Below are 12,012 nucleotides of genomic sequence, written 5' to 3' on the forward strand. Positions count from 1 at the left end.
GCCTGGGCAAACCGATCCTCACCGAGAGCGAGGCCGGTCGTCAGCGTCATCGCTCGATCGTCAAGCGCTTCGGTTATACGTCCGGTAACACCGTCGACCATTTCGCCAAGTTCGCCGATCCGGCGGCCGACACCGGTTTCCAGCGTTTCCTGTGCCTGCATCAGTCTGCGTTCAGCCGCATCAGTGCGCTCTTCTATCGCGCTGGTGATGCGATCCTCGCTGAGAGAAAGACTGGTGGTGAGGGCAAGCGCGTGCTCGCCCATTGTATCAGCAATGCGATCACCAACCTGGCTGACCAGAGCACCGAGTTCATTTACGCGCTGACCGAGGTCGCCCTCGATCTTCTGATGAGCCTGTGACAGGACCCGCGATGCCGTTTCCGTATGCATCTCGATCGCTTGCGTCAGACGGTCTTCGCCAACGGACAGGCTCGTCGTCAGGGCCATGGCCTTGTCGTCCAACGTGTCTGCAATCCGGTCGCTAACGCCGGTAACCAATTCGCCCAGTTCGCCCATGCTGCGGGAAAGGCTGGATTCGACACGCGTGTGACCCTCGCTGAGCACACGCGACATTCCGCTGATACGCTCGTCCAGAACATCGGCCATACGGTCCGGTGCGTTCAGCACCGCAGCTTCGAGAGCCGTCGTGCGAGTGGTGATCGTGCTCTGGAAGCGAGCCTCACTTTCCTGAATAGCAGAGGTCAGTGCCTCGCCGCGTTCGTTCAGAACCGTCTGCATCCGCTCGTGCGCATTGGCGACGTTGTCCGTAATGACGGCACTATGTGCGGCAAGTGCGCTCGCCATCTGCAGGTTTCGGTCGTCAAGGTCCTCGATCAGTGCGGCGCTTCGGCTCTCCAGCGTTTCTGACAGACCGCGCGTTCTCTCTTCTAGGCCGCCGAGGAGCGCCTTTTGATGCGAACTCAGCGTCTGCTCGAGGCGCTGGCTGTTCTGGGCGAGGGCAGTATCAATCTTTGTCTGGCGTTGCTCCAGCTCGGATGTCAGAGCGGCGGCCCTGCTGTCGAATGTATCTGCCAGCGCCGTGCGGCGCGAATCAAGCATTTCCGTCAGGATGGCGGTCCGCATCTCGAGACCGTCCGACAATTGGCCGGCGGTCTGGCTAAAGCTCTCTGTCACGGCACGACCGCGCGCCTGGAGGTCATCGATCAGCACACGACCGCGTGTTTCGATCCCTTCGTTCAGAACACGATTACGTTCTTCAAGTTCGGCTGTCAGCTTGCGGGTCCGGCTATCGAGGACGTCGCCCAGCTGGCTGGAACCGCGCTCGAGCGAGCTCTCCAGAACCTCCTGGCTAGTGCTAAGCGTCGTCGCAATCGAAAGTGAATGATCGGTCAGGGTTGAACCCAAACGCTCGATGCTGGTCGAAAGAATGCCCTCAATGGAGTCGGATCCTCCATTCACCGTTTCGCTGATGCGGGCGAGGCTTTCGGTGAGCTTTGAGGCAAGAGTGCCTGAGCGCTTGTCGAAGGCCGTTGTGAAGTGTTCCAGTCCGTCATCGAAGGTTGTACTCAACTGGCCAATGGAAGCCTGCAGTCTATCTTCGAAGAGACCGGTTCGCAGGTCGAGATCCATGATGGCGTCATCGGCCGCGGTCTGAAGGCTCTGGCGGAAGCTTGCGCCCTTGTCTTCCAGTGACTGGTTAAGAGACTTGAGGACGGTATTCAGGGAGCCGGTAATCTGGCGCTCGCCGCCCGTCAGGCTCTCGCTGATTTCGCGGGTGCGGGTGACCAGCGTCTCATTCAGCAGGCGGGTGCGCTCTGCAAGCGCAGCATTGAGTTTTTCCGTGCTCGCGTCGAGCGTCGATGCTCGTGTCTCGAAATCACGCAGGATTTCCCGACCACGAGAGGCGAGGGTGGAGTTCAAGTTTTCAAGGCGGCTGTCAAATTCATGTGCCAAGCTAGATCCGGATGCTCCCAGTGCCTTGACGAGACTTTCCGTCTTGGCCGCCAAAAGCGTGCTCAAAGCTTCGCCAGCTGCGTTTGAACGCTCCATAAGCGTCGCTGCGCGGGTGTCGATCATCGACGCAAATGCCTCGCCGGAGGTCGCAAGGCGAACGGCGATTTCCTCAGTGGCCAGCGACAGGTCTTCCTTCAGCTGATCATGGGCGCCGACGATGGATGAGCGGATGCGTTCAGCGTGATTGACGATCGCGTCGCGCTCCGAGCCCAGTTCATGCACGAGACCGCGTACGCGTAGTTCGTTGTCGGCGTAGCTACGCTCGAGTGCACTTACCTCCGAGTGGACAAGCGTCTCCAGTTCCGTCGCACGCGCAATCGTCCGCTCGATGCCTTCGTTCATGGCAGAGACTTCGCGCCGGACGGCTTGACCGACCGACATGATACGCTCCGTCGCAATCGTCTCGGGTTCGGCAAGTCGGAGTGCGACCTCCGCCATCGAGCGTGCGGCGTTTCGCAGATCCTGTGCGCGCGCCATCATGATCGCGAACGCAAAGAACAGCATGATCGGCACAATAATGCCGACGATCACTGCAAGAATGCCGGGCCGCGATACAACGTCCGCTGTGGAGCCTACATCCCAAAGAGCACTACCGAACAGGAGTTGTGCGAGACCCAGACCGCCAACGGCCCAAAGGACGGAAATGATTGCCGCATTGCGGAGCGCAGATCGCATGGAGCCGCTCTCAAGCGATCGCATGATGGCCGAGGTCGTGCGCCGACCGCTATCATTTGCCGGAGCGAATGCCGGCGACTTTGGTGCCACCGGCTCTGAGCCGCCTTTCAGGTTCTCCTGAAACTGGCCCGATCCACCTCCGGAGGTCTTCTGCTGCGATGCTGATGAACGCTGCTGCGGTGTTTCTGCCACCGGCGCCTCCTGGGCAGATGATGATGATTTTCGACGCGGCGCTGCCTTGGGCTCCGGCTCATCGTTGAAGTCGATTTTCAGCGCATCTTCCAGTGCCTGGAATGCGGTCTCGTCCATCGACTCGCTGTGCGGATTCTTTGCCATGCAGGTTACGCCTCGTTACATACTCGTCCGGCCGATTGCGGTATACGCCGTTGTGCCGCTCGCGAAACCATCAATCAAGCCAACGGCTCTGCGCGCAAATCCGTGCAAAAGCCGCTTATTCACTTTGGTCCGTACCTTCCTTGCAAACAGGACTTAAGAAAGGCTTGGCCCAATAATTCAACAGCTGAGAACGTCATGTTCACACCTGCCGTAAGCGTACTGTAGTGGCACATTACCGCGTGTTAGACAATTCAGCCTCCCCAGTGTGGATCAACAGCGGGTTGTTGTTAACAGTTTTTAAACCGGAACACGGATCGATTCCCGTTAATTTGGTGGCGCTTAGCGCAAATTAACCATAAGCAAAGAAATAGCGTCGCTGCTGTGCCGAAATTAAACCGAATTCCATCCTAATCCTTCTTGATGTGAGCTGATCGAAAGGGCCAAGGCAAAAGAGGTATCGGGACATGGCATCGGCAAGCATCGCATTCGAAGCTCCTTCGCTGGAAAAGCACGGTCGCATGAGCTCGGGAAGTCCAATTGATCTGGTGCATCTTGCCGTACAGACCATGGGCGACAAGGCGCTGGAAGACGAAATTCTGAACCTGTTCGCGCGGCAGGCGCGCGCCGCCCTCCGCGACATGGCGGTTACTCAGGGCAAGGCACTGGCCGATGTGGCTCATCGGTTGAAAAGTGCAGCGTCCGCCGTTGGCGCGTTTCGGGTTGTCAAACATGCTGAGGCGCTCGAGGCCAATCCATCGGATGCGGGGCATCTGGCGTCCGTTAGTGCCGCGATTATCGAGGCCGAGAACTTCATTCTGAAATTGATGCGCTGATCTGAAAGCCTTTGGTCAAGGCTCGATTGATAGAAGCCAGATCTCGTTGACTGAGGCGGAGAATTGTCGGAAGACATCGCCGCCTCTTTTTGCATTCGGGAAACAGCCATGACAAAAATTACCATCGTTGCCTTTGACGGAACTCGCTTTGAACTGGACGCGCAGCCAGGTTCGACTGTCATGGAAAACGCTGTCCGCAATTCGGTTCCGGGCATCGATGCCGAGTGCGGCGGTGCCTGCGCCTGTGCCACCTGTCATGTCTATGTCGACGATGCGTGGACCGCCGCCGTTGGCGGACCAGCTCCAATGGAAGAAGACATGCTGGATTTTGCGGCCGATGTCCGGCCAAATTCCCGCCTTTCCTGTCAGATCAAGGTGACGCCGGAGCTTGATGGCCTAGTCTTGTCTGTTCCTGAGCGTCAAGGTTAAATGCAAGTCTGATTCTGGTCTGGGATGAGCAAAAAAATGCCTCGCTGCGGATTTCGCAGGCGAGGCCAAGGCGGGCGTATCACCATAAGGCGAGGGAGGAATCACCTTCGGTATCCGGATACGCCGGGAGAACAGGGGCATTCGCGAACTCGGGAAACAGTGACACGTCATGTGCCGCGGTGGTCAGGCACGGAAACCAAGGGTGCCGAGAACGGCACAGGGTGGTGCTGATTTCGGAGATCTGCTCCGCGCACCGAAGGTTCATTCAAGCACTCCGTCATCGGAGCGTCCTCAGGCAAAGTTCACGCAGTCATCATTAAACCGACGCGCCATTGCCGGGAAATCTGCTTCACCCAAAGACAGTGTATAATCGGGTGGCATTCAGTGTTGTGGGCGTTGCCGCATGCGCCGCCTCGCATGCGGCAACGGGACCATAACTTCCAAAGACGTCTCGTGTTCGTCTCTTTCAGTGAGGCTTAATGTAGCTGTTAACTGACGCAAACTCTATTGGAAGTTTTCACCGATCAATCACGGCATGTCACGCAAGCTTGACGCAAGTTTCGGCGGTGATTCGTTTGTATGCAGTTGCTGGTAGTGCAGGGTTTTAGTTGGGTAGATTGAATGCCTGAACTTCAATTCGCGCCTGCTGAACGGTTCTTCAGCAGGCGCATCATGCGAGAATCGAAGTTCTTCGACTCGATGATATCGAACTGGAGCTGATCGCGATCATGGTCCTCGATCATGCTCTTGGTCAGGAGACTGACTTCGTTTTCGAGTTCCTTGCATGTCTTGCGGGAGCCCAGAGACTGCAAACTGTCCTCCAGTTTTCTCGCATAGCCCCGCGCTATTTCCGCGTGCCGTTCTTCATGCCGCTTGATATCGGCCGAGAGCGTATCCCAGATCAGGCCAAGCGTGTCTGTGGCTTGTCTTCGATTGACCCATCTGGGCAGGGTTATATGGGTCTTCAGCGTGACGTTCACGTCACCGATCGAGCAGTTCCGGTCCGTCTCCAGATACGTCACTTCACCGCCAAACTTGATCTGTGTGGCACCTGGATGTCTGAAGCCCGTCGAGCGGGTCAGTGGGCCGTGCTTCTGGAGCTGATTGTCGAGATCGTCTGCTGTTCGCCCGCTGATCGAGAAATAGGAATAGGTCTTCGTAATGCGCGGACTTGCACCAGCGAGCAGTGGAACAAGCAGGACGACGAGCATTGCGCCGAAAACGCTACTGATGCGGCGGGCGACCAACATTCTGTGCCTTATTGAGATTGCAGTTGGCGGGAGCTTGGGGCATAGCCGTCACCATCGCAACAGCGCAAGCGCGAAAATTTTCGTTACCCAAGGCTATTGAGGCAAACGTGATATCTCCCGGCAACAGACTATGGACAGTAGGAAGAGACCGGACACTTGCATTGGGCCCGAAAGGGCATCTTATGGCGATCATCAATGTCACGCCCGATTCCTTTTCGGATGGCGGTCGCTACACGAATGTCGATGCAGCCGTGGTCCATGCGCTCAAAGCGGTTGAGGAGGGTGCGCTCATTCTGGACATCGGCGGCGAGTCGACCCGGCCAGGTGCGGTGCCTGTGACGCCACTGGAAGAGCAACGCCGAATTATCCCGGTTATTGAAGCTCTGGCGAACAGAACGGATTGCCTGATATCTGTGGATACTTACCGTGCCGATACCGCCATGCTGGCGCTGGAAGCGGGCGCTCACATCGTGAACGACGTCTACGGTCTGCGCCATGACCCTGCCATGACGACGGTGGTTGCCGAAACCGGCGCCGGGCTCATCATGATGCATACCGGGCGCGGTCGTGAAGCCGAAAAGCTTGCCGACGCCATCGACGATCAGCGCTTCTTTTTCTCCCGTCAAATGGAAGTCGCTGCCAAGGGCGGTATTGAACGCGACCGCATCATCCTCGATCCGGGTTTCGGCTTTGCCAAGGATAGGGACGAGGACTTTTCGCTCATGGCGCGGTTTGAAGAGCTGGGCAGCCTCGATATGCCGCTTCTTGTTGGAACCTCCCGCAAGCGTTTCATCGGTTTCGCGACGGGTCAGGAGCACGCCGATCACCGGGATTTTGGAACAGCGGCGACCACGGCAATGTTGAGACTGGCGGGGGCTTCCCTTTTCCGGGTTCATAATGTTGCCGTCAATCGCGATGCATTACGCATGGCGGATGCCGTGCTGCAGGCGCGCTGCGCCGTTTCGGAGACGGACAATTGAACACCTATACGATTACCCTCAAGAACTGCGCTTTCTTCGCCAGGCATGGTGCGATGCCGGAAGAAGCAGTTCTTGGACAGCGCTTTTTCGTAGATGCCGAGCTGGACGTGCCGACAAATGCGGCATTGACGGAGGACGACCTGGACGCGACCATGCATTATGGCCATGCCTTTGCGGTTATCGAGGAGGTCGTGACGGGAACGCGGCGGGCTTTGATCGAGGCTCTGGCGCAGGACGTGGCACTCGCACTCTGCGCGAAATTTCCAATGATCCGCCGGGCGGCCATCACCGTTCGCAAGCCGAGCGTGCCAATCCCCGGAATTCTGGATTACGTCGAGGTGTGCGTTGAGCACCGCCCTTGATACCCGAATGGTCCAAGCAAGCATCGGCCTCGGAGGCAATCTCGGCGATCCGATCAAGGCCATGGCCGAGGCGCTGAATGCCTTCCAACAGCATCCGGATTGTTCGCTGATCAGTGTTTCCAGGCTTTACCGAACACCACCTTGGGGGAAAACGGACCAAGCCGATTTCTTCAACTCTTGCGCAGTGTTGCGGACGAGTTTGGAGCCGCTTGCGCTGTTGGACCTATGCCTTTCCATTGAACGGAGCATGAAACGGGTTCGCATCGAACGATGGGGTCCGCGCACCATCGATATTGATGTGCTGACCTACGGTGATGCGGTCATTGACGTGGAGGGTCTGGAAGTCCCACATCCACGCATGACGCAGCGTGCATTTGTTCTGATGCCGCTTGCTGATTTGCTACCGCATCAAATGGTATCTGGAAAACCGGTTTCGGCCTGGCTGGACCAGGCCGACAAGACAGGTATCGAGATTGAAAGCCAAGATGGAAACTGGTGGCTGAACCAGCGGTAACTACTCGTTGGCCGCAATCGCGCCGACAGCCATCTGGTCCGTATCACGCTTCAGGGCCAACCCAATGACTGGAACCATCTCGTCCTCGACCTTGACCGAGATCGTGATGTTCATCGCGTTATCATCCTGCATACGGGCGATCATGGCGCCGTTCAGCTTTGCGCGGTTGATACCGACGACAATCTTGTCGCCATTCACTGCGCCCGAAACGATATCAAGGCCCTTGCCAGCAGCGCCATCGAGGAACTGCCCCTTGTAGGAGCCACCTGCTTGCTTGATGACGGCGGACATTGGCTGCTTGAACACGCCAACCCGGCAGGTTCCATCGAGCTTGATCCCGGCATCGCCATCCTTGTTGGGTTCGCCAGTCAGGCTGCAGGTGAATTTGGTACCCTTGTACTTGCCCGCAACGATCTCGCCCGGGCCGGACCAGACGCCAGAGGCAGTCTGGAAGAAGGCCTTATCGCGAGACCCTGCATCGGCAAAGGAATGCGAGGCAATAAGAGCGATGCCTGCAATGAGAAAAAGCCCGCCTTTGGGCGAAAAGAAGCGCGAGACCATTTGACTTTCCTTGGGCGAGCGGCGTCCTGAACTGTCTTGACCATACGGCGGGATGGTTAATGAGCGGTTTCTTTTTCGACATTGTCCGCCTTTGGACTGATCAGGAAGGCGATTTCGTCGTCGACAGAATGTCCGACATGAAGTCGCCGATACCCGGTCTTTTCAAGGCCTTGAACGGCAGTGGACGGCAAAGATCCATCGCAGCGATGCCGATCCGGGCTGTCAGGAGCCCGTTGATCACGCCCTCGCCGAGGCGCGTGGAAAGTTTCGCGGCCAAGCCGTGTCCGAGGACTTGCTGCGCAAGGCTGTCGCCAACGGCAATGGAACCGGTTACGGCAAGGTGTGCCACGACATCCCGCAAAAGGCGGATCAAGCCCAGCGTCCCCGGACGGCCGCCATAGAGCTCAGCCATGGCGCGAACGAGCCGCGTGACCTCGAACAAGACATAAGCGAGATCCACAATTGCCCGGGGACTGACGGCGGTAACAACCGAGGTCCGCCTGGAAGCCGCAAGGATCATCATCCGGGCACGGGCATCGAGTGGTGAGAGAAGCTCTCTTTCCGCCAGTTCGATGAGTTGTGGCGCGTCGATGATGTCGTCCTTTGTCGCAGCAATGGCTGCGCGGCCCCTTGCGGTTTCTGCGCGGTGAGAAAGGATTGTTTCCAGCCGCGTGATGAGTGACCTGGCCTGACGCGGCGAATCTTTTGGCAAAATGGATTCGGCTTCATGCTTGATGTGCTGGATCGCACCAATGCGCATCAACCCGAGCACTTCGCGACCGACCACGACGACCAAGGCCAGTGCTGAGATAGCAAGGAGCGAGATGGCCGCGTAGCCGAGCCAATCTGACCGCGTGAACAAATCCCTGACGATCTGGTCAGCCCAAAGCCAGAAGGCCATGGATAGGAAAGCGCCTATCCCTGCCGCTGCCAGCTTTCCGAAGGAGAAGCGACGTCTGGGTGGACGTGCTTCAAGCTCTGTCGATGTGCCGAGTTCAGACGCCTGTAGAAACACATCCTGTTCGTCCGGGACAACGGTGAAACCGTCATCGAAAGCTTGCGGCTTGCGCGGCGCTGCGACGGGTTTCTCGGTTTCCAGGGAGAATGCTTCCGGTCTTCGCGGGGGGAAGGGCGATGGCGTTTGCTTGTCCGTTGTCATGCCAGACGATCTCCGATCAGAAACTGGAGCGCCCGATCAAGGCGGATATGCGGAATGGACAGCGTCGCGCCTGAGCCGCTTTCCTCGATGTTGGGCGGGCGAAAACGTACGATGTTCAAATGCGGTAGGCGACTTTCCTGAGATATTGAATCGGAGAGCTGAAAAAGTGAATCCGATCTTTCCGGTAAGTCACCGGGAAATATTGCTGTTTTCCGGTTGCCATCGAATGTTTCACCGCCGATCGTCTCGCCTTCTATAGGAGTGCCCGTGATAACTGGAAGATCCTGTCCGTTCTGGCGAACGACGGCTTCACGCGTTGCCCTCACGGAGGCCATCGCCATGACCTCTATGCCAGCACCCGCCATTCCTATTCGTTCGATAGCGCGGTCAACGATACGGCGCGTGATCGCTTCAAGCCGGTCATGGCTTTCGTGGTGCAAGTGATCGGCCTTTGTGGCGGCAATCAGAACCTTGTCGATCCGCCTACCCATCAGGCTGGAAAGAATGGAATTGCTGCCGGGGCGGAAACAGGCAAGAACATCCTGCAGGGCCCGTTCAAGATCCTGAACGGCTTCTGGCCCTCGGTTGAGGGCCTGCAAGGCATCGATCAGCACAATCTGGCGATCAAGGCGTGCAAAATGCTCGCGAAAGAAGGGCCGGACAACGACTGCTTTGTAGGCCTCGAACCGCCGCTCCATCATCGCAGCGAGACTGCCTTTTTCGAAGCGCGGGTCACCAAGATCGGGAAGCGGGGCAAAGGTGAGGGCAGGAGAGCCATCCAGATCGCCGGGCATCAGGAAGCGTCCCGGTGGCAGTGTCGAAAGCGATCTTTCGTCCGATTTGCAGGCGCGCAGATAGGAAGCAAAGCGCTCTGCCAGTCGTTTCGCCGTCATTTCATCAGCAGGACCGTTCGGATCCAGTGTCGCGGCTAAATCCAGCCATTCTGCGGAAAGTTCGCGGCGCACTCCGGATCTGGCCAGCCGGGTCGTGTTTTCGCTGAATGTCCGATAATCCTGGCCCAGCAGCGGTAGATCGAGTAGCCACTCGCCCGGATAATCGACGATATCGATGGACAGCTTCCCGGCTGAAAACATACGGTTCCAGCCGCTTGCGCTCTCATACTGGATCGTCAGCCGCAGTTCGGAGATCGCGCGTGTCGAGTCCGGCCATATGCGATCTCGAACAAGTGCCTGGACGTGATCCTCATATTGAAAACGGGGAATCGCATCATCCGGCTGAGGTTCAAGGCGGACCGAGGAGACGCGTCCTGATCGAACCGCCTCGAATAGCGGCAAGCGGCCACCGTGAAGGAGATTGTGCACAAGCGATGAGATGAAAACCGTCTTGCCCGCGCGGGATAGACCGGTGACCCCCAGCCTGACTGTCGGGTTCAGCAGATTGGTGGCTTTATCGCCCAGGCTGTCCAGCGCAATCAGCGCATCATCCCGGAATGTCGTCAGTGATGGAGACAATGTAAGACCCGTCCATTTCGCTTCTCTCCATATAGAGATCGGACCAACGCGAAAAAGGGAGCGGATTCAAATTCTTTCACATTGCGGAACCAGCGTTGACGGGAGGTGTCCTGCGCGATTCACCGCGGCTTCACGGCGAGAGAAACGCCTTCAACTGCCAAGGTCCGCCCGCAGATCCGTCTTCAGGATCATGACCAATTGCGGCAAAACCAGCGGTCGGAAAACCCGCCGGGATAGTCGATGCGGTCAGGTCGGAACCAATCATACTTTCCAGCAGAACCTCAATTGAAGGGTTGTGGCCGATGATCATCAATCGAGTAGCTGTCTGCGCCTTTATGATCGCCAAATAGGTTTCGACTGGCGAATTGTAGAGTTCGTCCAAATATTGAACTGGCATATTCTCGTCGATCGCTTCGATGACGGAGGCGGCCGTCCCACGGCAGCGATGTGCTGACGAACATAGAAGCAGATCCGGCCTGAACCCGCTACTGGCGGCCATGCGCGCAACTGCATTTGCCTCCGCTATGCCGCGCGTATCGAGCGTGCGGTCGAAGTCGCGCTCTCCAGGCTTGGGCCACCCGGAATGGGCATGGCGCATCAGATAGATTTCGAAAGGGGGTGGGTTCGGTTTTTCCATAAAACATTCGTAAGATAACGAGGCTCAAAAGGAAGTAACAAGATCGCGTTGTAGCCGTCAACACCACCATTTTTAGCGGATAACATATCAGCTACAGATCAGGGTTGAGGAGGCGAGCCGATATGACTTCGAATAAAAGCGCATAAAATATAGTCGTTTAGCCGAAATTTAAGACAGATTTAAAAATGTATTGATAAGGCTTACAAGGCTTGTGCAAGTCTGGTGTGTTGGAGTATAGGACGCCGCGTGAGAGCTGTTCTCCAGGAGAATTGCGTTGAGTGAGAAGATCGACCTTAGCAGCTACGTCCTCTCGGAAGACGAAGAATTCATGAATGCCAATCAGCGGGCATACTTCCGAGCAAAGCTCATAGCCTGGAAAAATGACATATTGAGGGAAGCGCGCGAAACCCTCGACCATCTAGCTGAAGAAAGCGCCAATCATCCCGATCTTGCCGACCGGGCATCTTCCGAAACCGATAGAGCCATCGAACTGCGTGCTCGCGATCGACAGAGAAAGCTGATCTCCAAGATCGATGCAGCGCTCCAGCGCATTGAAGACGGTACCTACGGCTATTGTGAAGAAACCGGCGAACCAATCGGGTTGAAGCGTCTGGATGCTCGGCCGATAGCGACGCTTTCGATCGAGGCGCAGGAGCGCCACGAGCGACGGGAAAAGGTTTATCGCGACGAATAATCGCGTTTCGCCCGATCCGACTTCAAACTTTCCAGGCACGCCACCAAGCGTGCCTTTTTTGCAATCGAAGTAAACCTCCACCTACGGTGGAGGACTGGACGAGTTCTACATCGTAGTGGAGAGACCTCCGGCTTGGA

The 12,012-nt window shown here is 57.1% G+C and carries 11 protein-coding genes and 1 pseudogene; 6 read left to right on the forward strand and 6 right to left on the reverse strand.

From position 1 onward, the window contains the following. Nucleotides 1–2,984 (reverse strand): annotated as a pseudogene (locus E8M78_RS15755) (hypothetical protein); the annotation flags it as partial. Between the two features lie 518 nt (nucleotides 2,985–3,502). Between E8M78_RS15755 and E8M78_RS15760 the strand changes: the two are divergent. Continuing rightward, entirely contained in the window at nucleotides 3,503–3,817 is a 315-nt protein-coding gene (locus E8M78_RS15760; protein WP_246658357.1) for an Hpt domain-containing protein, read from the forward strand. A gap of 108 nt (nucleotides 3,818–3,925) precedes the next feature. Next, nucleotides 3,926–4,246 carry a 2Fe-2S iron-sulfur cluster-binding protein gene (locus E8M78_RS15765; RefSeq protein WP_137135972.1) on the forward strand — a complete coding sequence of 107 codons (321 nt, stop codon included), beginning with the start codon at nucleotides 3,926–3,928 and terminating at the stop codon, nucleotides 4,244–4,246. Nucleotides 4,247–4,878: 632 nt separating this feature from the next. Here E8M78_RS15765 and E8M78_RS15770 read toward each other — a convergent pair. Continuing rightward, nucleotides 4,879–5,457 (reverse strand): DUF922 domain-containing protein, encoded by a 579-nt coding sequence (locus E8M78_RS15770; RefSeq protein ID WP_246658358.1) that lies wholly within the window; start codon nucleotides 5,455–5,457, stop codon nucleotides 4,879–4,881. 221 nt (nucleotides 5,458–5,678) lie between these two features. Here E8M78_RS15770 and folP point away from each other — a divergent pair, with 221 nt between their 5' ends. The 3 genes from folP to folK are packed head-to-tail and all read left to right on the forward strand — an operon-like array spanning nucleotide 5,679 to nucleotide 7,352. After that, entirely contained in the window at nucleotides 5,679–6,476 is a 798-nt protein-coding gene (gene folP, locus E8M78_RS15775; protein ID WP_137135974.1) for a dihydropteroate synthase, read from the forward strand. Then, entirely contained in the window at nucleotides 6,473–6,838 is a 366-nt protein-coding gene (folB, locus tag E8M78_RS15780; protein WP_137135975.1) for a dihydroneopterin aldolase, read from the forward strand. The genes folP and folB overlap by 4 nt, the downstream gene beginning before the upstream one ends. 7 nt (nucleotides 6,839–6,845) lie before the next feature. Continuing rightward, the gene (folK, locus tag E8M78_RS15785; RefSeq protein WP_137135976.1) at nucleotides 6,846–7,352 is read left to right on the forward strand and encodes a 2-amino-4-hydroxy-6-hydroxymethyldihydropteridine diphosphokinase; all 507 of its coding nucleotides are present in this window, start codon (nucleotides 6,846–6,848) and stop codon (nucleotides 7,350–7,352) included. Here the strand turns inward: folK and E8M78_RS15790 are convergent, their stop codons facing one another. From E8M78_RS15790 to E8M78_RS15805, 4 genes are all read right to left on the reverse strand, one after another. Beyond that, entirely contained in the window at nucleotides 7,353–7,913 is a 561-nt protein-coding gene (locus tag E8M78_RS15790) for a hypothetical protein (RefSeq protein WP_137135977.1), read from the reverse strand. Between the two features lie 100 nt (nucleotides 7,914–8,013). Continuing rightward, entirely contained in the window at nucleotides 8,014–9,072 is a 1,059-nt protein-coding gene (locus E8M78_RS15795) for a TIGR01620 family protein (protein ID WP_137135978.1), read from the reverse strand. Continuing rightward, nucleotides 9,069–10,544 (reverse strand): YcjX family protein, encoded by a 1,476-nt coding sequence (locus E8M78_RS15800; RefSeq protein WP_137135979.1) that lies wholly within the window; start codon nucleotides 10,542–10,544, stop codon nucleotides 9,069–9,071. The genes E8M78_RS15795 and E8M78_RS15800 overlap by 4 nt, the downstream gene beginning before the upstream one ends. 130 nt (nucleotides 10,545–10,674) lie before the next feature. Beyond that, nucleotides 10,675–11,181 carry a histidine phosphatase family protein gene (locus tag E8M78_RS15805; protein ID WP_137135980.1) on the reverse strand — a complete coding sequence of 169 codons (507 nt, stop codon included), beginning with the start codon at nucleotides 11,179–11,181 and terminating at the stop codon, nucleotides 10,675–10,677. Between the two features lie 274 nt (nucleotides 11,182–11,455). Between E8M78_RS15805 and dksA the strand changes: the two genes are divergently transcribed. Next, the gene (gene dksA, locus E8M78_RS15810) at nucleotides 11,456–11,875 is read left to right on the forward strand and encodes an RNA polymerase-binding protein DksA (RefSeq protein WP_062554305.1); all 420 of its coding nucleotides are present in this window, start codon (nucleotides 11,456–11,458) and stop codon (nucleotides 11,873–11,875) included. Nucleotides 11,876–12,012: the final 137 nt, after the last annotated feature.

This window comes from Rhizobium sp. FKY42 (assembly GCF_005222835.1).
GTDB lineage: Bacteria > Pseudomonadota > Alphaproteobacteria > Rhizobiales > Rhizobiaceae > Neorhizobium.